Origin of the sequence: Variovorax sp. J22R115 (genome assembly GCF_030317005.1) — a bacterium.
Lineage (GTDB): Bacteria > Pseudomonadota > Gammaproteobacteria > Burkholderiales > Burkholderiaceae_C > Variovorax.
The window spans coordinates 142,259-163,799 of record NZ_JASZYM010000008.1 but is presented as its reverse complement, the minus strand read 5'-3'; the positions used below and the strand labels follow the sequence as shown (position 1 = coordinate 163,799).

22 protein-coding genes are annotated in these 21,541 nt (G+C 65.2%); 5 read left to right on the top strand and 17 right to left on the bottom strand.

Going from position 1 to position 21,541, the window contains the following annotated elements; genetic code table 11:
* Positions 1-232 precede the first annotated feature (232 nt).
* The 4 genes from QTI04_RS15855 (at position 233) to QTI04_RS15840 (ending at position 4,248) form a co-directional block, all read left to right on the top strand.
* Complete coding sequence (locus QTI04_RS15855) at positions 233-1,180, top strand: DMT family transporter (protein WP_286616453.1); 948 nt, start codon at positions 233-235, stop codon at positions 1,178-1,180.
* A 12-nt stretch (positions 1,181-1,192) separates the two neighbouring features.
* A complete protein-coding gene (locus QTI04_RS15850) occupies positions 1,193-1,594 on the top strand; it encodes a hypothetical protein (RefSeq protein ID WP_286616452.1) in 402 nt (133 codons plus the stop codon).
* Positions 1,595-2,129: 535 nt separating this feature from the next.
* Positions 2,130-3,671, top strand: coding sequence for an arylsulfatase (locus QTI04_RS15845; protein ID WP_286616451.1), 1,542 nt, complete (start codon positions 2,130-2,132; stop codon positions 3,669-3,671).
* Positions 3,672-3,690: 19 nt separating this feature from the next.
* Positions 3,691-4,248: a hypothetical protein gene (locus QTI04_RS15840; RefSeq protein WP_286616450.1), complete on the top strand. Its 558-nt coding sequence runs from the start codon at positions 3,691-3,693 to the stop codon at positions 4,246-4,248.
* Between the two features lie 3 nt (positions 4,249-4,251).
* Here the strand turns inward: QTI04_RS15840 and QTI04_RS15835 are convergent, their stop codons facing one another.
* The 11 genes from QTI04_RS15835 to QTI04_RS15785 all read right to left on the bottom strand — a co-directional run bounded on the left by QTI04_RS15835 (position 4,252) and on the right by QTI04_RS15785 (position 14,230).
* Positions 4,252-4,482, bottom strand: a complete 231-nt coding sequence (locus QTI04_RS15835; protein WP_286616449.1) for a hypothetical protein — start codon at positions 4,480-4,482, stop codon at positions 4,252-4,254.
* 133 nt (positions 4,483-4,615) lie between these two features.
* Positions 4,616-5,074: a hypothetical protein gene (locus QTI04_RS15830; protein ID WP_286616448.1), complete on the bottom strand. Its 459-nt coding sequence runs from the start codon at positions 5,072-5,074 to the stop codon at positions 4,616-4,618.
* Between the two features lie 20 nt (positions 5,075-5,094).
* The gene (locus QTI04_RS15825) at positions 5,095-5,901 is read right to left on the bottom strand and encodes a DUF2092 domain-containing protein (protein ID WP_286616447.1); all 807 of its coding nucleotides are present in this window, start codon (positions 5,899-5,901) and stop codon (positions 5,095-5,097) included.
* 63 nt (positions 5,902-5,964) lie between these two features.
* On the bottom strand, positions 5,965-6,405 hold the full coding sequence (locus tag QTI04_RS15820) for a hypothetical protein (RefSeq protein WP_286616446.1): 441 nt from the start codon (positions 6,403-6,405) through the stop codon (positions 5,965-5,967).
* Positions 6,405-8,876, bottom strand: coding sequence for an arylsulfatase (locus QTI04_RS15815; RefSeq protein WP_286616444.1), 2,472 nt, complete (start codon positions 8,874-8,876; stop codon positions 6,405-6,407). The genes QTI04_RS15820 and QTI04_RS15815 overlap by 1 nt, the downstream gene beginning before the upstream one ends.
* A 64-nt stretch (positions 8,877-8,940) precedes the next feature.
* Complete coding sequence (locus QTI04_RS15810; RefSeq protein WP_286616443.1) at positions 8,941-9,327, bottom strand: response regulator transcription factor; 387 nt, start codon at positions 9,325-9,327, stop codon at positions 8,941-8,943.
* Positions 9,328-9,559: 232 nt separating this feature from the next.
* Complete coding sequence (locus QTI04_RS15805; protein WP_286616442.1) at positions 9,560-9,952, bottom strand: hypothetical protein; 393 nt, start codon at positions 9,950-9,952, stop codon at positions 9,560-9,562.
* A gap of 8 nt (positions 9,953-9,960) precedes the next feature.
* The gene (locus QTI04_RS15800) at positions 9,961-10,710 is read right to left on the bottom strand and encodes a hypothetical protein (RefSeq protein WP_286616441.1); all 750 of its coding nucleotides are present in this window, start codon (positions 10,708-10,710) and stop codon (positions 9,961-9,963) included.
* A complete protein-coding gene (locus QTI04_RS15795; RefSeq protein ID WP_286616440.1) occupies positions 10,707-11,501 on the bottom strand; it encodes a DUF3313 domain-containing protein in 795 nt (264 codons plus the stop codon). Before QTI04_RS15795 ends, QTI04_RS15800 begins: the two co-directional genes overlap by 4 nt.
* A gap of 255 nt (positions 11,502-11,756) precedes the next feature.
* Entirely contained in the window at positions 11,757-12,407 is a 651-nt protein-coding gene (locus QTI04_RS15790) for a response regulator transcription factor (protein WP_286616439.1), read from the bottom strand.
* Positions 12,404-14,230, bottom strand: coding sequence for an ATP-binding protein (locus QTI04_RS15785; protein ID WP_286616438.1), 1,827 nt, complete (start codon positions 14,228-14,230; stop codon positions 12,404-12,406). Before QTI04_RS15785 ends, QTI04_RS15790 begins: the two co-directional genes overlap by 4 nt.
* Positions 14,231-14,552: 322 nt before the next feature.
* On the opposite strand from QTI04_RS15785, the gene QTI04_RS15780 reads away from it, so the two are divergent.
* Complete coding sequence (locus QTI04_RS15780; protein ID WP_286616437.1) at positions 14,553-15,104, top strand: OmpA family protein; 552 nt, start codon at positions 14,553-14,555, stop codon at positions 15,102-15,104.
* An 11-nt stretch (positions 15,105-15,115) separates the two neighbouring features.
* Here the strand turns inward: QTI04_RS15780 and QTI04_RS15775 are convergent, their stop codons facing one another.
* Genes QTI04_RS15775 through QTI04_RS15750 form a run of 6 tightly spaced genes read right to left on the bottom strand, consistent with a single transcriptional unit; the run spans position 15,116 to position 21,460 of the window.
* A complete protein-coding gene (locus QTI04_RS15775) occupies positions 15,116-15,769 on the bottom strand; it encodes a nitroreductase (RefSeq protein WP_286573238.1) in 654 nt (217 codons plus the stop codon).
* Positions 15,770-15,813: 44 nt separating this feature from the next.
* Complete coding sequence (locus QTI04_RS15770; RefSeq protein ID WP_286616436.1) at positions 15,814-17,367, bottom strand: class I adenylate-forming enzyme family protein; 1,554 nt, start codon at positions 17,365-17,367, stop codon at positions 15,814-15,816.
* 57 nt (positions 17,368-17,424) lie between these two features.
* Entirely contained in the window at positions 17,425-18,201 is a 777-nt protein-coding gene (locus tag QTI04_RS15765; RefSeq protein WP_286616435.1) for an SDR family NAD(P)-dependent oxidoreductase, read from the bottom strand.
* Positions 18,202-18,219: 18 nt separating this feature from the next.
* Positions 18,220-19,377 carry an acyl-CoA dehydrogenase family protein gene (locus QTI04_RS15760; protein ID WP_286616434.1) on the bottom strand — a complete coding sequence of 386 codons (1,158 nt, stop codon included), beginning with the start codon at positions 19,375-19,377 and terminating at the stop codon, positions 18,220-18,222.
* 27 nt (positions 19,378-19,404) lie between these two features.
* The gene (locus QTI04_RS15755) at positions 19,405-20,646 is read right to left on the bottom strand and encodes a thiolase family protein (RefSeq protein WP_286616433.1); all 1,242 of its coding nucleotides are present in this window, start codon (positions 20,644-20,646) and stop codon (positions 19,405-19,407) included.
* Positions 20,647-20,674: 28 nt separating this feature from the next.
* Positions 20,675-21,460, bottom strand: a complete 786-nt coding sequence (locus tag QTI04_RS15750) for an enoyl-CoA hydratase/isomerase family protein (protein WP_286573229.1) — start codon at positions 21,458-21,460, stop codon at positions 20,675-20,677.
* Positions 21,461-21,541 lie beyond the last annotated feature (81 nt).

Sequence of the window (21,541 nt, the reverse complement as noted above, 5' to 3'; positions counted from 1 at the left end):
CCTCGCATTCGACGTTTTCCATGGGCAATCTCTCAGGAGATCGATCTGCCTCGCGCCATGCCTGGACAGTCGTCCTGATTGGAGTGGTTGCTGTGCCTGGCTGGTGTGCTTGCCGCTTTGGTGGCCGACGGTGGCCACCCTTCCAATGGGCAGCCAGCGGCGCTGACGATGGACAACGTTCAAATCGCTTCGACTGCCCTTGCCTTGCGGCTCGGGTAATGAGCGGCCTGCAGTGAGCTCCGGCCGCATGGCGGCGAAGGCTTTGTGCGAAGCGCCGTCTGTCAAGACGCTCGCACTGGCGCCTCGCTCCTTCATCACGTTGTTGCTGCTGGCGGGCATGTTGGCCGGCAGCGTTGTTGCCGCTCGGATGGCGTTTGACAGCGGCACGAGCATCTACACGGCGCTTGCCGTGCGCAGTGCGGTCACCGCGTGCGTGCTGCTCATGCTTTGCCGATCGAGCCATGTGCGTGCCACGCCGAGCGGGCGGCAAGGCCTGATGCTCGGCGTGATCGGACTGATGCTGGGCCTGCAGGGCATTTGCCTGTACTCGGCGGTGCAACTGTTGTCAGTGGGACTGGCGGTGCTGACCTTCAACACCTACCCGTTGTGGATTGGCTTGGCGTCCTGGTTCCTGTATCGCCAGCGGCCGGGCCGCAAGATCTTGTTGGCGATGCCTGTGATCCTGATCGGGTTGGCACTGGCCCTGGACGTGCCAGCCGGTACGGCCGCGCTCGGTGAGTCCGATGCATGGGCCCGGCAGAAATTGGGCGTGCTGCTGGCGCTGGTGGCCGCGGCGCTGTATGCAATGGCGCTGACATTGACGCAACACGAGGTCTTCGAGCTGGACGGCCGCTTTCGCAGTGCGTCTACCTTGCTCGTCGTCAGTGCGGTGGCGCTCTCCGCGATCGGGATCGGTGGCGAGGCCACGTGGCCGGGCTCGACTTCGGGCTGGTGGGGTCTTGCCGGCTTGACGGTGCTCTACGGCAGTGCGATTACGATGCTTTTCACCGTGCTGCCGAGGCTGGGGGTCGCGGGCAATTCGCCGATCATGAGCATCGAGCCCGTGATGGCGATGATGCTGGCCGCATGGGTCCTGGGACAACAAGTCAACTCGCAGCAGGTGCTGGGTGCTCTTGCGGTGGTTGGCGTGGTGATGCTCCTGGGACTGCGCAAGCCGTAGGGCGCGAAGCAAATGAAGCTGAGAATTCAACTTCTTGGCGCCTTCATGCTGGGTGCGCTCGTCTCCGCGGTCGTGGCCTTTGGCCTGAACGGTCCATCACCCGTGAATGCTCCAGCGACACGCAAGCTTGCAACAGTTGCCAACGCAGTCCCGTTCGATCACGGGCGGTCCAGGCTTGACGTTCTGCGAGACGAAGCGGCAATTGGCGATGACAGTTCCAACCAGGAACTCACCACCGCACTACTGGACCGGTACGAATTGACCGCAGACCCGGACGATCTCTACGAAGCGATGCTCTGGATCGACTGGCGTTGGGATGCATCCGGAAACGCCGAATCGGCACAGCGTGTCGCTGCAAATCATTGCGGGCACCCGGTGCTACGTTGGCACTGGCTCTGCATGCCGGGCGAATGACGGCTACAAGTTCGCCCGTGCAGCGCGATTGACCCTCCCGGGCCTCTCCGGCTCCCAAGTCGATGCGGATGCCGGCGTAGCAGCCAATCGCACTGGCTTTCTTACGGCAGCACGTGGCGTGGCACGGGGACTGACAAGAGCAAATCGTGGCGTCCTTCGCACATTGATGGAAATCGAGGTGGACGACGCGCTGGAGATGTCCGAACAAACTGAAATCTGAACAAGCCGGGAGACCGCTTCCGGGCACAGCTTCGGAGGCACAGTCCCGGCCATTTTCGGTCACTCGCGCTCAAAGCCGACATGACCGCTTCGCGGCTGCAAGCGGTCGTCGGCTGGACGCGCTCTCAGATACCGCCGTACGCAGATCGAATAGGCAGTCGCATCCGCGCGCTTCGCATTTGGGCAGGAGGCCAATCCGCCGCATCGAGAAAATCGGATCGCTTGCCCTTTGGGGCAAGGCAGTTGCCCGTTGGCCCTATTTGCAGTTCCCACCGTGGCTGTCAGGATCGCGAAGCATGAACCAACTGGAGATACGATGGCCGCCAAAGCTCCAAACATCGTCATGATCATGGCCGACGACGTCGGCATCTGGAACCTAAGCGCCTACCACCGCGGCATGATGGGGGGCAGCACGCCGAACATCGACCGCCTTGCGAAGGAAGGAGCGCTTTTCACTGACTACTACGGTCAGCAATCCTGCACCGCAGGCCGGGCCGCCTTCGTCCTGGGCCAGACACCGTTCCGGACCGGCCTCCTGAAGGTCGGCATGCCTGCTGCCAAGCAGGGTTTGCAGGACAAGGACCCGACGATCGCCGAACTGCTCAAGCCCCTTGGCTACTCCACGGCACAGATTGGCAAGAACCATCTTGGCGACCGCAACGAATACCTGCCGACCGTCCATGGCTTCGACGAGTTCTACGGCATCCTCTACCACCTGAATGCGATGGAGGAGCCCTACGACGGCGAGTACCCGAAGGTTCCGGGATTTCACGACCAGTTTGGCCCGCGCAACATCATCGAATCATTCGCGACCGACGTTGACGACCCGACGGAGCACCCGCGCTGGGGGCGCGTGGGCAAGCAGAAGATCATCGACGCGGGCCCGCTGCCTCCGGGACCGGGCATGGACCCTGCAGCGAAGTTCAGCATGGAAGATGTCGATGCCGAACTCGTGCGTCGCTCGGTCGACTTCATCGATCGTTCGGTGAAGGCTGGCAAGCCCTTCTTCCTCTGGCATAACTCGACGCGCTGCCACGTCTGGACGCATTTGTCGCCCAAGTGGAAGGACAAGAGCGGCTTCGGCATTTATGCCGACGCAATGATGGAACTGGACTGGATCGTCGGCGAGATCCTCAAGAAGCTCGACGATGAAGGCATCGCGGACAACACCATCGTAATGTTCACGAGCGACAACGGCGCGGAGATCTTCAGCTGGCCCGATGGCGGCAACCACCCTTTCCGCGGCGAGAAAGGCACGGTCTTCGAAGGCGGATTCCGCGTCCCGATGCTGGCCAAGTGGCCCGGCGTGATCAAGCCGGGCATCATCGTCAACGACATCATGGCAGCGGAGGACTGGCTGCCCACGCTGGTGGCCGCCGCCGGCGAACCACAAGTCAAGGAAAAGCTCCTGGCCGGCTACAAGGCGGGCGAGAAGACCTTCAAGAACCACCTCGACGGCTACAACTTCATGCCCTATTTCAAGGGCGAGATCCCTGCTCCACGGCACGAATTCTTCTACTTCAGCGACAACGCCGACCTGATGGCAGTGCGCTACAACGCCTGGAAGGTCAGCTTCAAGACAATCGAGGGCAACCTCTTCAACGGCAAGCCCGAAACGACGAACGTGCCGCTGGTGACCAATCTTCGGCAGGACCCGTGGGAGCGTTACCAGGACGAGAGCCTGTTGTATGGCCGCTGGTGGGGCGAGAAGCTCTGGACGATGGTTCCAGCGGTGGGCATCGTGGGGCAGTTCCTGGGCACCTTCAAGGAATACCCGCCGAGCCAGGTGTCAGGCTCGCTCAGCGTCGAAAAGGCACTCCAGATGCTGCAGGCCGGAAGCCGCGGAAGCGGCACCTGAGACAGGCCGGAAGTCCGCCATGGGATCCGAGACCAGGCCCAAGGCGTCCGTGAGGCAGCGGGTGCTCGACGAGTTCTTCGAACTCGCGATCCTCACTGCCTACCTCTTCGTCACCATCGGCGCGGTGAACCTGATGAAGGCGGCCGTACTTCAAGAGCATGGCATCCACCTGGCGTATTGGGGCGTTGCCATCGTGAAGGCCCTGTTGCTCGCCAAGTTCATGGCGGTGGGCAAGGCACTGAAGATCGGACAGCACAACCCTGAAAGCCCGCTCATCTGGCCGACGCTGCGAAAGGCCTTCGTCTTCGTCCTGCTGCTGTTCTTCCTGACGGTCGTCGAGGAGGTCCTGGTCGGCTGGTTTCACCGGCGCTCCATGGGCGAGTCGCTGGGCGAACTGTTCGGCGCGCGCTTGCCCGAAGTGCTGGCCGGGACGCTCATCCTGTTGCTGGTGCTCATTCCCTATTTCGCGTTCCAGGTGCTCGCCGAGGCGCTAGGCGAACGCAGGCTGGTCGCCATGTTCCTGTGGGACCGTCATGCGGGCGAAAACAGACCGCCCGCGACGGACCGCGACCGCTAGCCGCTAGTAGCGCCTGCGAACCACTGCGCCGTTGGGCCCGGCGCAACCTTCGCGATACACGCCCTTGGCGCACGTGACTTGCGCCGGCGGCGGCTTCTTGACCACCGCGGCGCCGTTGGGGCCGGCGCAGCCGGCACGGTAGACCCCAGCGGTGCAAGTGACCGCCCAGGACGCGGACGGAACGAGCCCGAGAATGCCTAACGCGGCTGTCGCGGCGAATATGTAGCGCTCCATGGCGATCTCCTTGGCTGATGCCGACGAGGTGACGGCTGGCGTGAGTCGCATCATCGCGCGATAAGGTGCCGCTGGGAATCGGGGCGACGGGCAAGGCGGTTGCCCGAAGGTGAAGGCCCCTGGGTGCGGCCGGTCACGGCGCCGGCACGACCTCGTAGTACACGCCACTGGAGCCGAAGTACGGCTTGTACCAGGTGGCACCTTCCTGGTAGTAGTTGGCGCCATTCACCACCATGCTGCGAGCGCCGCCGGGCAACGCTGCAACCTGTGTTCCGAGCGGCACGTTGCCCTGCACCACGTAGGCTGGCGGCTGCACGACCACCGCCGGCGGCTGGACCACCACCGTGGCGGGGCGACTCGCATCGGCGATCGCCGCGCCCACGGCCATGCCCGCGACCGCACCGACGGCGGCGCCACACCCGTAGCAGCCCGGAGGACGATAGTACGGGTGGTAGGGGTGGTAGCCGCCGACCGCCACCGCGCCGCCACGCCAGCCGCCCGCCGCCGCGACCCAAGCATTCGCGCCGGACAAGGGAACGAGGGCGCCGGCCACGACAGCGGCGCCGAGGATGAGTGTCTTGATCTGCTTCATTGCATTGCTCCTTGGCAAGGTCACTTGGCGGGGCCCATCTGCTTGAACTCGAGCTTCGCGGCACCCGGCGGGATCGTCGCGCTGAAGGTCTTCGCCGAAACGGGCGCATCGAGCTTCCATTCGGAGAGCTCGACCGTGAAGGTCGGTTGTCGCTCGCCCGAACGGTAGGAGACGACCATCAAGCGCGGCAGCTTGTCCGCAGCGCCGATCCAGAGCTCCCAGTCCAGCCCCGGCGCGGTGAAGGCCAAGTGCTCGGTCTTGACGCCGCCGATGGTCGTCTGGCCGACCCAGAAGGCGCTGGCGAGATCTTTCGTCAGGAAGGCGTACGGGTCCGCGACCAGCAGGTCGAGGAAAGGTGCCGTGGCGTCGGAACCCGGCTGCATGCTCTGCATTAGCGCCTCGATCGCGCCGCCGGCCGCATCGCGCTGTGCATAGAACCTGCGATCGGCGGTGATCACGGTGACCGACTTGCCGTCGTAGAAGCTGTCGCTCGGGAACAGGTCGCCCCGCGCCTCCACGAAGAGCTTGTCAGGTCGCTGCATCACTACGCGCGACGATGCCAGGAGGCTCACAAACTGCCCTGTCGGCGAGGGTACCGGCACGATGCCGCGCACCTTGAAGTTCAGGGTCTTCGCGCGGGCGAGCGTGTCGCTCATGCCCTTGAGCAGCGCGAGCGCGCGCTCGTCCTTGAAGTCCCTGGCGGGCACCGCCGCCTGCGCCGGCTTGGTGTCCTGCGCGAGGGCAGCGCGTTCAGCGCCCAGCAGCGCCGCTGCCGTGAGCAGGGCGAGGCCGAGCCGACGGCTGATTCGAGGGAGAGTGAGAGTCATCGTTGTGCTCCGGTAGTAGAGATCAATGGAACTCGGGCTAATGACGCGCACGGGGCGCATCGGTCAGCGCGTGGCAGCGGCGACGCGCTGGCGAACGAAGTGGACCTCGAACTTCTGCTTCGCCACCGCCTGGTAATAGACCCCGACAAGTTGGTCGCTCGCCGGGTCGTAGCGCAGCTCGTAGGTCGACCCGCTGTAGCCGCCGGCCTGCAGCTCGAAGGAGGCGTGCAGCACGCCGGCCTCCTCCGACGCCTGGGCCTTGGCAAAGGGCAACGGATTCGGGTTGAAGTACATCGCCGTGAGGTCGCCGGCGGCGCCGATCTCGCGTACCAGGATGATGTAGTTGCCGTCGGGCCGCTTCCATGCACCTTTCAGCGCCGCGGAATCGGCCTTGCCCGCCACCGCGACCGGTGCCGCCGATTGTTGCGGGAGGGCCGGGCGCGCCGCCACCAGCGTCAACGCCAGCAGCAGCCCGAGCCCGACGCGGTTGCATAGGGGGTCCATCAATCGCGCGCCCTGGCGACCATGGTGTCTACCTGGCGCTGCTGCGCTGCAGTGAGTTGCGACTTGCCCAGCTTGATGACCAGCTTGTCGATCTTGCCGTTGAAGGCGAAGGGCACCTGGTAGTCCTTCGCGTTGATCTCGGTGCGCAGGTCGACGCCGACATCGAAGGTCTCGTCGGCCACCTGGAGGAAGGCGATCGAGTTGGGCTGCTTGCCGGTCGCAACCACCTTGCCGTCCACCTTCAGCACGCCGCTGCCGCCTTTGGCGATGCCGGGCCCGTCGTAGGTGTAGTCGAACACGATGGTGTGCTTGCCCGGGGTCAACGCCTCCTGGCCGACCCAGCGGTAGTGCGCCAGGATGAGCATGTTGTAGTCGAAGACGGGTTTGCCATTCACGAGGTACAGGCCCCATCCGCCCCAGCGTCCGCCGATGGTGGCCAGCATCCCGTTGCCGCCGCCCTGCGGAACGTCGACATCCGCGGTGATGGTGTACGACTTCCCGAGGATGTTCGGTGCGTTGGCCACCGGGATGCCGGGATTCACGCCGGTGTAGGTGAACTCCGAGCGGCCCGCGGTCGTGCTTGGTCGCGGCTCGACGGCCCGCGCGAACGAGCGATTGTCGAGCGGCAGCACCTGGTACTTCGCGGCCTCCTGGACGAACAGTGCCTGCATCTCCTTCAGCTTCTCGGGCATCTTCGCCGCGAGGTCGTTGGCTTGCGAATAGTCTTCCTTGATGTTGTACAGCTCCCACTTGTAGTCGGCGATCGGGGGCAGCGGCGCATTCAGGATCCACGGCCCGTGCGGCGGTGTCGTGTTGGCGTACCAGCCGTCGTGGTAGATCCCGCGGTTGGCGACCATCTCGAAGTACTGCGTCGTGCGGGTCGAGGCCGCATTGGCGTTGGCCTTGTCGAAGGTGTAGGCCATGCTCACGCCTTCGATCGGCTTTTGCTTGATGCCGTCGACCATCTCCGGCGCCTTGATGCCGGTGGCTTCCAGGATGGTCGGAACGATGTCGATCACGTGATGGAACTGCGTGCGAATGCCGCCGGCATCCTTGATGCGGTTGGGCCAGGAAATCGCTAGGCCCTGGCGCGTGCCGCCGAAGTGCGACGCCACCTGCTTGGTCCACTTGAAGGGCGTATCGAACGCCCAGGTCCACGCCACCGCCATGTGCGGATAGCTCGCTGCCGAGCCCCAGGTGTCGTAGAACTTGAGCTGCTCCGCGACGGGGAAGTCCAGGATGCCGTTGTACGAGGTCCACTGGTTCGGCGTGCCGCTCAGCGTGCCCTCGGGGCTGGTGCCGTTGTCCCCGACGATGTAGATGATCAGCGTGTTGTCGAGCTGACCCATGTCCTCGACCTTTTGGATCACGCGCCCGATCTCGAAGTCCGTGTAGGCCGCGTAGCCCGCGAACACCTCGGCCTGGCGGGCGAACAGCTTCTTCTGGTCGGCGCTGAGCGTCTCCCACTTGGGCAGGCTGTCGGGCCAGTCGGTCAGCTTGGCGTCCGCAGGAATCACGCCCAACCGCTTCTGGTTGGCGAAGATCTCTTCGCGAAGCGCGTTCCAGCCCTTGTCGAACTTGCCCTTGAAGGGCTCGACGAATTCGGGCTTGGGGTTGTGCGGCGAATGCGTGCCGCCCGGCGCGTAGTAGACGAACCACGGCGAGTCGGGTGCCTGGGCCTTGACCCCCTGCATGTAGTTGATCGCCTCGTCGGCCATATCGGTGATCAGGTTGTAGCCCTGCTTGCCGATCCACGGAAATATCTGCCGGTTGTTCTGGAACAGGTAAGGCGTCCACTGGTCGGTCTCTCCGCCCTGGAAGCCGTAGAAATAGTCGAAGCCCATGCCGGACGGCCACTGGTCGAAGGGGCCGGCCATGCTGTACTGGAAGTCCGGTGTGTTGTGGTTCTTGCCGAACCACGAAGTGGCATAGCCGTTGCCCTTGAGCATGGCGCCGATCGTTGCGTTGTCGGGGCCGATGATGGAGTCGTAGCCCGGGAAGCCGGTCGACAGCTCGGTGATGACGCCGAAGCCGACCGAGTGGTGATTGCGGCCGGTCAGCAGCGCGGCCCGCGTGGGCGAGCAGAGCGCCGTCGAATTGAACTGGGTGTAGCGCAGACCGGACTTGGCCACGCGATCGAGTGCGGGTGTCGGAACGACGCCGCCGAAGGTGCCGCTGACGCCATAGCCCTGATCGTCCGTCATGATGAGCAGCACGTTCGGAGCGCCCTTGGGCGGCACCACGCGCGGCGCCCACCAGACCTTGGAGCCCTCCAGGGTCTCCTTGATCACGCCGCCGAATTTCGGCGGTTGCGCCGGCAGCTGGGTGGCGGGCACCGTGGTGGTTGCGCTCGGTGCGCCCAGTTCTCCCGTGATGACCTGCCCGCCCGCAGGCACTGCGACCAGCGTCGCGGCCAGCACGGCGGCGGCGGCTTGCACGCCGCCCACCAGGAACATTCGATCTCTTTTCATTCGACCTCCATCCTTGTTTGAAGTTGAGCTGAGGAAACACGGATTCGTTTGCCGATGCCCCGGCTCAGGGCATCGCGCCGGCCTGCACCGCGACCTCGATCGCAGCCAGCAGGTCCTTGCTGTGGAACGGCTTCGCGAGATAGCCCGAGGCGCCGCGTCGCATCGCCTCGTCGCGCAACTGCGGGGCGTCATGCGCGGTGATCACGATGACCGGCGGCCAGTTTCCGCGCCTGCGCAACTCGCTCAGCAAGTCCAGGCCGGACATGCCGGGCAGATGGAAGTCGCTCACGATGCAGTCCGCACCCACCATCGGGCCGCTCGCCAGCAACGCTTCCGCCGAGGCATAGGTCGCGGTCTTCAGTCCGGCGGCCATCAGCAACCGCTCGATGGCCTGGCGCATGCTGTCGTCGTCGTCCACCACAAGTACCACGCGGGTCGGGATCGATGTCATTTCGAGGAGGCATCGCGCCGGTGACCACGCCGTCGCGAGAAGTGCGATGGGAGCATGTTCATGCGCGCGACTCCTTCTCTCCGGTGGATGTGAGTGCCGAAGCTTGCGTTGCCGGATCGCCCGATCGGCAAGGCTGCGTTCAGTCTGGGTTCATCATTGCGCGTCGGCGTGCGAAAGGTAACTGGGTCGAAGGGCAGATCCATTGCCCGAAAGGGAAGCAGAACGCTTCTCTTCACGTGTCGGTGCGCGCTGCATGGACCAGGAGCGCCGCCACGATCGCATGCAGGACAACCGCCGGCCACAGGAGAAGGCCTGCGGGTGGATGGGCCATGCCGACCCAGGCGAGGTACAGCGCGATCGATGCGTTGTAGGCCAGCATGGCGCGAGATGGCTTCATGGTGCCCTGCAGCCCGCGCCCGCCCGGCCAGCAGGCCCAGCCGAGGGCCATCAGCGCAATGCCGCAGACGCGGCCGAGCGCCAGCGACGCGCCCTCGACCCCGACGCCGAACATCCCCCGGATGACGAGGGCCGGCACCATGAGCGAGGCCAGGCCGGTGACACCCTCGACGACCGCGGCAAATGCGAGGATCCGCCCGAGTCTGGCTGGCACTGCGTCGTTCGCCATGGTCGGGTTCAGAACTTGAATCCGGCGCCGAAGTAAAGGCCGCCCATGGCGGCCTTGTTGAGCAGCGCATCGTCGCGCTTGTAGTCCAGGTAGCGATAGCCCAACTTGAACGAGGTGACCGGGGAATATTGATAGCTGGCACCGGCGATCGCCTGCCAGGTCGAGGTCGAGCCGCCCTCCCCGACGTCGAGGTAGCCCAGCAACGACCATTTGTCGCCGACCGGCACGATCGCGCGCACGCCGACGATGCCGTTGGTCGAGCCGGCCTTCTCCTGGAGTTGGCCCCCGAGGCCGCGCAGGCTGGGCGAGATGTCGACCCGGGTGTCGGCATCGACATAGCGCACGCCGCCGAGCACGTCGACTGCCACCGGGCCTTCGACCACGCGGTAGAAGCCGGCCAGCGTGGCAATGGTCTGCTCGAACTTCACGTTGTAGCCGCCGAGCAGACCGCCGGCCACCTGGTTCGACACGCCCAGCTTCACGTATTGCACGTCGAGCCACCCGCCCCATGGGCCCTTGCGAGCTTCGAGGGTGCCCATGGCCCCGAAGTCCAGCGCCTCCAGGATGCCCTTGGAGTTCACCGTCAGCGTGTTCCCTGGCAAGGGCCCCAGCTTGAGGTCCGAACGGATGCCTGCCAACCACAGGTACGGAACGAATTCGAACTGCCACTCGTTGGCGGCAGGCAGGGTCGTCTGCGCCGATGCGGACAGGCAGCCCGTCACGGCGGCAAGGCTGCAGAAGGCGGACAGCGCTTTCATTGAGGCGACTGGGCCCGCAGCTCGGCGAATCGATGGGCGAATGCGGCCGACCATTTGTTGAAGGCGTCCTGCGCATAGCTCCAACTGGTGAAGGAACTCACGTAGCCGTTCATCCAGGCCTCGGCCGCGGTCGTGGCCCCCTTGTTGAGTTCGGCGGCGTACTTGAGCCCGATCTGGGTGTCCGCGCATTCGGCCAACACCGCGCCCGACGCGCCGTCGCGGAACTGCGCCTCGAGGCCGGTCCTGCCCAGGTAGGGTGTGGAACCCACCGGGCGGCCGGTGGCTGCGCCCGAGCCCATTTCGGCCACGAACCCGTAGGGCACGGCCGTACCGGCCATGCTCGCGAGGGTGTTCGTCGGCACCAGCGAGGTCAGGGCGAGCTTGACCCGCAGCACGCCCGGACCGGCGACATTGACGACCTGCACGTCGGGCGACAGGCTCTTGACCAGCGCGTTGTGGAAGTAGTCGAGCAGGGTCTTTAGGTCGCTGGGATCGATCGGGCTCTGCTCCGTGGCCGGCGCGAGGTAGACCTGGATGCGCTCGAACATCACCTTGTCATAGCTCTTCCAATTGACTCCGGCCTGCCGCCAGCACAGGAACCCGCCGTTGGCGGCCTGGACCTTCAGCTTGCCGGGCTCCGTCAGAAAGCCGACGTTGGAGACCTTGGCCAAATGGTCGGACGCGGTGATGCCGGCGTTGCCCGATCCCGGCGTCGCACAGCCCGTGAGGAGAAGGGCAACCGCCCCTGCGATGCAGGCGCTGAGCGGGATTCGGCGGAAGTGCGATGTCATCGAGATCCTTCGTCGCGGGCGATGGGGCCGACGCGCTCTCGCGATCGTCGCCGTGGACCCGATGAAGAACCATCAGGTGGAAGGGCAATTCACTTGCCCGAAAGGGCAGGCGGGCCCTTCGCGCGCAGGGGGACCTGCAAGGCGCGCTGGGCCTAGGGGGCGCCGAACCGCATGGAACGGCTGTCGGAGCCGTGCGCCGCTCCAAGCAGAATCAACGAGCTCGCCTGATCCGGCCGGCGGCACACAGCACTCTCACTAGCCGCCCACGTCTGCAGGCCGCTGCGCGGCCCCTGGAGTGCTTTGGCTCAGTTTCTCGGCAAGGGCCCCGAGCTCGGCCGCCGAGTCCACACCCAGCTTGACCATCAGGTGTGCCCGCTGCGTCTTGATGGTGCGTTCGCTGCTGCCGAGTTCGTCGGCAATCTGCTTGTTGAGCTTGCCTGCGACGATGCGATCGAAGACCTCTCTTTCGCGCGTCGACAGCGTGGCGAACAGCGCGCGAAGCCGCATGGCCTCCACACGGACTTCCCGCTGGGCAGCGTCGCGAGCAAGCGCCCGCCCGAGTGCCGCGAGCAAGGCGTTGCGCTGGACCGGCTTCTCCAGGAAGTCCACCGCCCCACCCTTCAAGGCCTGCACCGAGGAAGGGACGTCCGCATGTCCCGTCAAGAAGACGATTGGCAGCGGGATACCGTTTTCTTCCAACGCGCCCTGAAGGTCCAGGCCCGAAGGACCGGGCATGCGGATATCGAGCAACAGGCAGCTCGGCCGATCGGGCGGCGGATGGAGCAGGAACTCGCCCGCCGAGGCATACCCACGGGCCTCGAAGCCTGCCATGTCGAGCAGCCTGAGCAGCGCGCTCCGCAGCGGCTCATCGTCGTCCACCACATGAATGAGTGGAGAAGCGTTCATGCGAAGGCGGCGGCATGGACGCTGCTTTGACCGTGTACGGGCAGCGAAACGTGGAAGACGGTGCCATGGCCGGGTTCGCTCTCCACCCGGATGCGGCCTCCGTGCGCTTCGACGATGGTTCGCGCGATCCCAAGGCCCAGCCCCATGCCTCGGCGCTTGGTACTGAAGAACGAATCGAAGAGCTTGGGCAGATGCTCGGGCGCAATGCCCGGGCCGCGGTCACGCACGCTCATGGCAAGCCCGTCCGCTTCCGCCTCGACCGATGCCACAACAGTCCGCCGGTCGCCAGGCATGCCCTCGACGGCATCCATCGCATTGAGCACCAGGTTGATGAGTACTTGCTGGATCTGGACCGGATCACCGAAGACGCGCCCGGACGTGGCAGCGTTTCGTACGACGAGATTCACCTCCCTGCGCCGCGCTTCGGCCTGAAGGATGGCACAGGCGTCGCTCACAACCTCGGCGAGGTCAAAGGCCTGGCGCTCGATCTGCTTGTTGGACAGAAGCGTGCGCAGGCGGCGAATGACATCGCTGGCCCGCATGTCGTCCCGCCGAATGTCCGCCAGGATCATGCGCAGGTCCCCGCGGCGGTCGGCCCCGGACTGGAGAATCATCTCGGCTGCATCGGCATTGGTCAGGATGGCCGCCAGCGGTTGGTTGATCTCGTGCGCAATCGAAGCCGTGAGTTCCCCGGCGATCGCGAGGCGCGAGGCGTGGGCGAGTTCTCCCCCGCGCTGAACGAGCGCCATCTCGGCCTTTCGGCGACGGTGGTGCTCGATCATGAGCGAGGCGATGAGCCCGGCCTGCAGCAGGATCACGGTGCCGCCGACGATCGCCACCGTCCGGTACGCCTCCCAGAACGAGGGCTCCTTGAACTGCACCACCGCATCGGACGGAATGTCCTTGTCGGCGATGCCCCATCGGCGTGTCTGCCGCAGGTCGACGTTCAACTCGTTGGGCATGGCCTTGGGCAGGTTCAGCGCCGCGGGCGCCACGCCGTCGAACAGGCTGTTGACGATCTGCCCTGCCTGGCGGCCCGTGGCCTCGAAGCTCGGGACGCGGCCGCCCACGGCCCCGGTGCCGACGAAGCTGCTGAACGTTCCGTAGACAGGGGCGTTGGCGGCCTTGGCGATCATCTGGACCGACTCGCGCGCCGTGTACTTGAGGGCATCGCTGCCCTGGTAGAAGCCCGGCGTGAACACGATCCAGCCATCGTCCAGCCCACGCAGGCGCTCCTGGACCTTGTCGGTCGACGCCCCGGCCAGGAAGTCGATCGCCAGCCGTCCTTCGAACTGCGCGAAGGTGTCACGCAACAGCGCCTCCCATTCGCGGTCGCGAGGGCTCGCGCCGGTCACGACAAGGAGATGGCGCGCCTTCGGATGCCAGTGCCGCGCCTGCTCGATGGTGCCGGCGGGGTCGTACTCGACCGGTACGCCCACCACGTCGGCAGGGAGCGTGGGGAATGGCTGGGGGTACGCCCTGAACGCGGCCGTGTGGACGATGGGAGCCCCTGGGAACAGGTGCGCGCGCTGGCGCAGAAGAAAGTCGAGCGATTGCCTTGCCACGGCGATGATGACATCGGGCGGCCTTCCGGCGTACTTGCGCTGCAGATAGGTCGCAACGGTGTCTTCGTAGTCCTCGCCGACGAACTCGGGATAGTCGAGGAACTCGGTGAAGACATCCACCGGTCTGGCGGCGGTGTCCCGGATCGAGCCCCTCAAGCCGCGCTCGACGTCGACGTTGGCAGGCACGAGGCGGCCATTGGAATAGAGCACCAGCACGTTCCGGGCGTCGGCGGCCATGCCCGCCGGGGCGAGCAGCATGCAGCAGATCGCGACGAGCCACCCAGGCCAGCGTCCACCGTGAATACCCATCGTTCGATCACATTGCAAGTGTCGGGACATGGATGATCCACGCTACGCACCCGCAAGTCCACTTGCCCTTTAGGGCAATCGCCTTTCCCAAAGGCTCGCACCGGAACGGTGCGAATGCAGAAAGAATCGCGTGGGCACCTTCCCTTTCGGGCAAGCGCATTGCCCCCGGACCCCATTCTCAGTGGCCTCCGGTCGGGTGAAGATCGTGATGACGATACCGAGCGCAAGACAGTGCCGCATCGTGTTTGTTCAACCACCGTGGAGAGAAAGCATGAAATCATTCAAGCTCAGCCTGGTGCTCTGCGCCGCCTTGATGGCCGCAGGTTGCGTGACCGACAAGACCTACAACACCGAAGTGCAGAAGGCCAATACCTACGCCGCGCTCAACCAGACGCTGTCGAGCGAGCTGAGCAGCGACCAGGCACAGATCACGCAGTTGCAGAACGAACTCAAGGTGACGATGGTCAACGAGATCCTGTTCTCCGAAGGCGGCTGGACACTCAGCCCCAAGGGTGAAGCGACGCTCGCCAAGATCGCACCGACGCTGTCCAACCTGCCGGGCCAGCAGATCATCGTCCAGGGCTTCACCGACAACGAGCCCATCGGGCCGGCCCTGCGGGGCCGGTTCCCGTCCAATCTCGAACTCTCGTCGGCGCGCGCGGACAACGTCGCGCGCTTCCTCACCTCGAAGGGCGTGCCGCAGAACTCGATCTCTGCGCAGGGCTTCGGCGACGCGCGCCCCGTGGCGAGCAACACCACGCCGCAGGGCAAGGCGAAGAACCGCCGCGTCGAGATCGTCATCTCGGCAGCCAACCGGCCGTAGCTGTCGCCCGTCTAGAACCCGCTGAAGCGGCTGAAGTTCTCCACTGGTTCCCGCTCAGCACGCAGCCGGTTCTCCGCAGCGCCCGTGTCGGCATGGCCGAGCGCCATTCCGCACACCACCATTTGGTGCTCCGGCAATTCCAGGACTTCGCCGACGATGCGGGGATACATGGCCCACGCCATCTGGGGACAGGTGTCGAGGCCGCGGGCACGAGCCGCGAGCATGACGTTCTGCAGGAACATTCCGTAGTCGACCCAGCTGCTGCGGGCCATCCGCCGATCGACCGTGAAGATGAGGCCGACCGGTGCATCGAAGAAGCTGAAGTTGCGGGCGTGCTGTCGTTGCATCGCGGCCTTGTCGCCCTTGGCAATGCCAAGCAGTGCATAGAGCTCGAAACCGTTCCTGCGACGCCTGCCGAGGTAGGGCTCGACGAACTCGGGCGGATAGATGTCGTACTCTGGCTCGTGCTGGCCCGGCTCGTGGTGGAACGCGTGCAGCACGCGCTCGCAGAGTGCGTGCCTGGCGGCACCCGCCAGCGCGATGACGTGCCACGGCTGGGTATTGGTGCCGCTGGGTGCGGAAGCCGCGACGTCCAGGATCTCGGTCACCGTCCGCTGCGAAACCGGTGTCGCCGCGAAGGCGCGAACCGATCGACGCCCTCGCATGGCCCCGTCGACTGCATCGACCGCACTCACGGCGCAATCCTGCATCAGACCGCTCGCCACTGGTCACCCCAGAATTTGGCCCGCACGTCCTTCTTGAGCAGCTTGCCGACCGCGCTGCGCGGCAACGTGTCCCAGAACTCCACCGTCTTCGGCGCCTTGACGCTGCCCAGTTGATCCTTGCAGAGTGCGATCAGCTCGGCCTCGTCGAGCGTTTGCTCGGGCTTGAGTTGCACGACCGCCTTGACCGCCTCGCCCCACTTCTCGTCGGGCACGCCGACGACGATGCAGTCGAGCACCGCAGGGTGGCCCTGGATCAACTTCTCGATCTCGACGGGGAAGATATTGAAGCCGCCAGAGACGATCATGTCCTTCATTCGATCGACGATGGTGACGAAGCCCCGCTCGTCGACGACGCCCACGTCGCTCGTATGGTGCCAGCCGAAGGTGGAAGCCGCCGCGGTGTCCTCGGGCTTCTTGTAGTAACCCTGCATGGTCATCGACGAACGCACCACGATCTCGCCGCGTTCGCCGGCGGGCAGGAGCTTGCCTTCTGCATCCATGATGCCGACGCGCACGACGCGGACCGGCTTGCCCGCCGCGCGCACTGCGTCTTCGTCGAAGCTGCCGTCGCTGCGGAGGTAGTCCGAAGGACGCTTCACAAGGATGGGGATCAGGGTTTCGGTCTGGCCGAAGCCTTCGTACATGACCGGGCCGAACATGCGCACGGCCTCCTTGAACTTCTCGGGCGCAATGGGCGCCGCACCCACGATGAAGCACTTCAGCGAGGAAAAATCCGTCGTCTTCGACCTGGGATGGGCCATCAGCGCATAGACGGCGGTGGGCGGCAGGAACAGGTGCGTGACCCGCTCCTTCTCGATCCGGCTCAGAACGGCCTCGGGGTCGAATCCCGGAAGGATGATGGTCGCGCAGCCCCTGACGGCCAGCCCGAGCACGATCAACCCGGCGGCATGCGTCAGCGGAGCGATCACCAGGTGCCGCGACTCGGCATCCACTTCGAACTCCGTCGACACCGCCAGGCCCATCATCTCGAGCGTGCGATGCGTGTGCACCGCGCCCTTCGAGGGGCCGGTCGTGCCGCCGGTGGGCTGGAGGAAGGCCACCGTCTCGGCATCTTCCTGCTCGTTGCGGAACGGATGCCAGCAATCCGCCATCCATTCGTCCATCGAGCGGCCATGCTCGGAGGGACGGTCGATGCAGATGTAGAGCCTGGCCTTCGACAACCTGGCCTTCAGCAGCGGCACGCTGCTTTCGAAATGGCTGTGGAAGAAGACGATGTCCGCATCGAAGTAGTCCAGCACTTCCGCGTTAGTCTCCACCGCGTTCCTGATGTGCACCGACAGCCACGCCATGTCCGCGAGGTTGATGCCCAGGTGCAGCAGGGTGACGCGGTAGTCGTTAGGGCTGTAGATCGCCACGTGCGGACCCGCGCCGGCCTGCTTCTCGCGGGTCAGCGCGTTCGCGATGGCATGCGCAATCTTCTGCGCCTGCGCGAAGTCCATCCGCATCTCGCCATCGACGAAGGCCAGGTTGTCGGGGTACTGCGCAGCGGCGCCGTCGAAATAGTCAGCGATTCTCATGGTGTATGTCTCTCTTTGTTGATGGATGGGACTGCCGTCGTCGGACCGAGGCGCGCTCTACTTCGACCGCAGGCGGGCCGCGCCGTCCAGGCGGATCGTTTCGGCGTTGACGTAGGCGTTCTCGACGATGAAGGCGCAGCAATGCGCGAACTCGCGCATGTCGCCCAGGCGCCGGGGGGCTTCCATCTGCTCCTTGAGCGAGGTGAGCACCTTCTCGTCGAGGCCGGCCACCATCGTGGTCAGGAAGAGCCCGGGAGCGATGGCGTTGACGCGCACGCCGATGGCACCGAGCTCGCGGGCCGCTGGCATGTTCATGCCGATGATCGCGGCTTTGGAAGCGGCATAGGCGGCCTGCCCGATCTGGCCCTCGTAGGCGGCGCCGGACGACACGTTGATGACGACGCCGCGCTCTTCGCCGACTTCCGCCTCGTTCTTCGCCATCTGCTCCGCGCATTTGGACATCACGTTGAAGACGCCGTTGATGTTGACCGCGGTGATCTGCGCGAAGCGGGCCAGTGGCGCCGCCTTGCCATCCTTGCCCAGTACCTTGAAGCCGGTTGGAATGGCAGCGCCATTGATGCAGACTTGGATGGCGCCGTAGCGGTCCATCACCGCGTCGACGGCCCTCTGCACCGATGCCTCGTCGCTGACATCGGTCTGCACGAACATTGCGCTGTCGGCGCCGAGGTCCGCCACGGCCGACTCGCCCGCTTCGACGTTCACATCGAAGATGGCGACGCGTGCGCCCTTTTCCTTGACCATGTAGGTCGCCGTGGCCAGGCCGAGGCCCGATGCACCGCCGGTGATGACGATGACTTTGTCCTTGATTCGCATGATGTGTCCTTGGAAGGCTTAGAAAGCGTTGACGCCGGTGAGCGCGCGCGCAATGAGGAGTTGCTGGATCTGCGTCGTGCCCTCGGGGATCGGCGCGACGATGGCCTCGCGGGCCAGCTTCTCGACCAGGAATTCCCGAGTCACGCCGTTGCCGCCGTGGATCTGCACGGCCTGGCGGGCGATGGTGACGGCGGCCTCGCAAGCGAAATACTTGGCCATCGCGGCTTCCATCTCGGCGGGCACGCCGGCTTCGATCATCGAAGCGGCGCGATAGACCAGCAGACGCGACGCATCGACCTGGGTCGCCATCTCGGCCAGCATTGCGGCAATCAGCTGATGGCCGGCGATGACCTTGCCATGCTGCTTGCGGTCAGTGGCGTAGCGCACCGACTCTTCGAGCGCGCGCCGGCCGATGCCCAGCCCCTGCGCCGCCACAAACACGCGCGAGCGCTCGAACATCGACAGCGTGTTCTTCAGTGCCTCGCCTTCGTTGCCGATCATGTTCGACGCCGGCACGCGCACGTCGTTCAGGAAGATCTGCGCGGTCGACTGGCTGTTCCAGGCGATCTTGTGGATGTCTCGCACCTCATAGGGATGCTCCTTGCGGTCCAGCAGGAAGTGCGTCAGGCCCCGGCGCGGATCGTCGCCGGTGCGGCAGGTGCAGATCAGGAAGTCGGAGTACGAGCCATTGCTGATCCAGGTCTTCTCGCCGTTGAGGATGAAGTGGTCGCCATCCCGGCGTGCACGAGTCTTGATCTCGAGCACGTTGGAGCCGACATCCGGCTCCGAGATGCCAATGCTGCAGAAGAGCTCGCCGCTGACCAGGCCCGGCAGGTAGCGCTCGCGCAGGTGCGCCGGGGCGAGCTGCTGGACCATGTAGGCGCCAAAGGAATTGATCAGCACCGGCACCGACAGGTCGGCAGAGGTGGTGGCGACTTCCTCGAACAGCATGATCATCGTCAGCCAGTCGAGGCCCATGCCGCCGTGGGCTTCGTCGACCGTGCCCGAGATCAGGCCGAAGCGGGAAAGCTGGCGCATGATCGCGCCCATCTGTTCCTTCGGCACGAACTTGTCGCGGTACTCCTTGCTGAAGATCGGCTCGATCTCGGCGTCGAGAAAGCGCTTCAGGCCGTCGATCGCTGCCTGTTGCTCTTCGGTTCTGATGACATGTCCCATTGATTGCTCCGTATCTGTCTAGTCGGGTTATTGCCTGGCCAGGATCGTGATCGCCACCACGGCTTCCTCGATGCCATAGAGGCCGCCGCCGTTCTCCTGGATGGCGATGCGGGCATCTCTGACCTGGCGCTTGCCGGCCTCGCCGCGCAATTGCATGACCAGCTCGTGCAGTTGGCCCAGGCCGGTGGCGCCGATCGGATGGCCCTTGGACTCCAGGCCACCCGACGGGTTGATCGGAATGCGTCCGCCGATCGTGAAGTCGCCGCGCTCGGCAGCCGGGCCGCCTTCGCCGAAGCCGGCCAGCATCAGCGACTCCGCATTCAGGATCTCGCCCATGGCCGTCGCGTCGTGCACTTCCGCCACGTCGACGTCCTCGGGCGACACGCCGGCCTGCTCGTAGGCCTTCTTCGCGCCGAGGTGCGCCACGATCTTGTGCGGCTCGTCGATGCCGCGCGAGCTGCCGGTCTGCACCACGCTGGCCAGTACGCGCACCGCTCGGCCGGCGGCCCCGTTGATGCGCTTCAGCCCTTCGGCGTTGCACAGGATGACCGCTGCGGCGCCGTCGCTGATCGGCGAGCACATCGGAAGCGTCAGCGGATAGGTGATCGGGGGTGCCGCCAGCACCTGCTCGATGCTGCAAGCCTCGCGGTATTGCGCGAGCGGGTTATGCACAGAGTGCTGGTGGTTCTTGGCCGCGACGGCGGCAATCTGGCGCTGTGTGGTGCCGTAGGTCTGCATGTGCTGCCGGCACAGCGCGGCGTAGACATCCATGAAGACGCTGTAGGGCTTCTCGGACATCGTGCCGGCCGGAGGCACCACGCGATGCCCCATCGCGAGCAGCGTCGCCTTGTTCTGGTCCACCGTCGAGACATCCCAACCGCCGTCGAAGGCGCTGAACATCTTGGCCTTGTCGGGAATGTTCATCTTCTCGGCACCGACGGCCAGTGCGATGTCGCAGCTGCCCGAGCGCAAGGCCATGGTCGCGAGATTGAAGGCAGACGAACCCGAAGCGCAGGCGTTCTCGACGCTGAACACGGGAACGCCCTCCAGTCCCAGCCGACGCATGGCGATCGGTCCGGGGATGGCGGTCTGGCCCTGGAACTGGCCGTTGGTCAGCGTGGCGTAGAAGGCCGAGCCGATGTCCTTGACCGTGCACCCTGCATCCGTTACGGCCAGCAATACGGCCTCTTCCACCATGTCGTAGACCGTGCGGTCCAGGAGGCGGCCAAAGGGCGTCATGCCCACGCCGACCACGTAGATGTCGTTCATTGATTCAGTCCTTGTGTGATCGAGCCGCTCAGCGGCCCGGGAAATTCGGTGCGCGCTTCTCGGCAAAGGCCGTCAGGCCTTCGTGGAAGTCGGCGGTTCGCATGTGCTGGCGCAGCATCACCTGCTCGTGCAGCAGCGCGTCGGTGCCTGTCTTGTCGGCCGATGCACGCGCCACTTGCTTCATGCGACGCAGGGCGATCGGGCTTTTCTGCGCGATGTGGCGGGCCAGCACGAGCGTGGCTTCCGCGAGGCTGGCGTCGGGGTGGACTTCGCACACCAGGCCGCAGGCCTTCATCTCGGCCGCCGAGAGCGACTTGCCGGTCATGAGCAGGTACATCGCCATGTTCAGCGGAATCAGCCGCGGAAGGATGGCGGCACCGCCGGCACCTGGGAAAACGCCGAAGTTGGCGTGCGCGTCGGCGATGGTGGCGCTCTCCGCAGCCACCACGATGTCGGCGCACATCGCGAGTTCGAGCCCGCCGGCCATCGTCACGCCGTTGAGCGCCGCGATGACAGGCTTGGGGAAGGCGCGCAGCGCGCCGAACACGACGTTGGCGCGGTCCAGGAAGTCGGCTTCACCGGGGGCGAGATCCGCACCCGCAAGCACTTCCTTCAGATCGGCTCCGGCGCAGAACGCGGGACCGTTACCGGTAATCACCAGCACGCGGATCTCGTCGTTTCTTGCGATGTCGGCGAGGCCGCGCTCCAGTTCGGCGAGGGTCGCCAGGTTCAGGGCGTTCATGGCCCTGGGGCGGTTCAGCGTGATGCGTGCAACCGGGCCAAGCGCTTCGAACAGCAGGATGTCGTCATTCATGATGTCTCTCTTTTTTCCACTTCCAGCAGGGGTCAGAAACACACTGCAATGTGGTTCTGAAGTCGATGGAGGGATGCTAAA

What these genes read in the sequence shown, in the direction of transcription:
- QTI04_RS15810 (WP_286616443.1), bottom strand. Translation starts at nt 9,327, where the DNA reads ATGACATCGATCCCGACCCGCGTGGTACTTGTGGTGGACGACGACGAC.
- QTI04_RS15800 (WP_286616441.1), bottom strand. Translation starts at nt 10,710, where the DNA reads ATGAAAGCGCTGTCCGCCTTCTGCAGCCTTGCCGCCGTGACGGGCTGC.
- QTI04_RS15805 (WP_286616442.1), bottom strand. Translation starts at nt 9,952, where the DNA reads ATGGCGAACGACGCAGTGCCAGCCAGACTCGGGCGGATCCTCGCATTT.
- QTI04_RS15825 (WP_286616447.1), bottom strand. Translation starts at nt 5,901, where the DNA reads ATGACTCTCACTCTCCCTCGAATCAGCCGTCGGCTCGGCCTCGCCCTG.
- QTI04_RS15815 (WP_286616444.1), bottom strand. Translation starts at nt 8,876, where the DNA reads ATGAAAAGAGATCGAATGTTCCTGGTGGGCGGCGTGCAAGCCGCCGCC.
- QTI04_RS15850 (WP_286616452.1), top strand. Translation starts at nt 1,193, where the DNA reads ATGAAGCTGAGAATTCAACTTCTTGGCGCCTTCATGCTGGGTGCGCTC.
- QTI04_RS15795 (WP_286616440.1), bottom strand. Translation starts at nt 11,501, where the DNA reads ATGACATCGCACTTCCGCCGAATCCCGCTCAGCGCCTGCATCGCAGGG.
- QTI04_RS15840 (WP_286616450.1), top strand. Translation starts at nt 3,691, where the DNA reads ATGGGATCCGAGACCAGGCCCAAGGCGTCCGTGAGGCAGCGGGTGCTC.
- QTI04_RS15775 (WP_286573238.1), bottom strand. Translation starts at nt 15,769, where the DNA reads ATGCGAGGGCGTCGATCGGTTCGCGCCTTCGCGGCGACACCGGTTTCG.
- QTI04_RS15790 (WP_286616439.1), bottom strand. Translation starts at nt 12,407, where the DNA reads ATGAACGCTTCTCCACTCATTCATGTGGTGGACGACGATGAGCCGCTG.
- QTI04_RS15830 (WP_286616448.1), bottom strand. Translation starts at nt 5,074, where the DNA reads ATGAAGCAGATCAAGACACTCATCCTCGGCGCCGCTGTCGTGGCCGGC.
- QTI04_RS15835 (WP_286616449.1), bottom strand. Translation starts at nt 4,482, where the DNA reads ATGGAGCGCTACATATTCGCCGCGACAGCCGCGTTAGGCATTCTCGGG.
- QTI04_RS15755 (WP_286616433.1), bottom strand. Translation starts at nt 20,646, where the DNA reads ATGAACGACATCTACGTGGTCGGCGTGGGCATGACGCCCTTTGGCCGC.
- QTI04_RS15785 (WP_286616438.1), bottom strand. Translation starts at nt 14,230, where the DNA reads ATGCTGCTCGCCCCGGCGGGCATGGCCGCCGACGCCCGGAACGTGCTG.
- QTI04_RS15770 (WP_286616436.1), bottom strand. Translation starts at nt 17,367, where the DNA reads ATGAGAATCGCTGACTATTTCGACGGCGCCGCTGCGCAGTACCCCGAC.
- QTI04_RS15780 (WP_286616437.1), top strand. Translation starts at nt 14,553, where the DNA reads ATGAAATCATTCAAGCTCAGCCTGGTGCTCTGCGCCGCCTTGATGGCC.
- QTI04_RS15820 (WP_286616446.1), bottom strand. Translation starts at nt 6,405, where the DNA reads ATGGACCCCCTATGCAACCGCGTCGGGCTCGGGCTGCTGCTGGCGTTG.
- QTI04_RS15760 (WP_286616434.1), bottom strand. Translation starts at nt 19,377, where the DNA reads ATGGGACATGTCATCAGAACCGAAGAGCAACAGGCAGCGATCGACGGC.
- QTI04_RS15750 (WP_286573229.1), bottom strand. Translation starts at nt 21,460, where the DNA reads ATGAATGACGACATCCTGCTGTTCGAAGCGCTTGGCCCGGTTGCACGC.
- QTI04_RS15845 (WP_286616451.1), top strand. Translation starts at nt 2,130, where the DNA reads ATGGCCGCCAAAGCTCCAAACATCGTCATGATCATGGCCGACGACGTC.
- QTI04_RS15765 (WP_286616435.1), bottom strand. Translation starts at nt 18,201, where the DNA reads ATGCGAATCAAGGACAAAGTCATCGTCATCACCGGCGGTGCATCGGGC.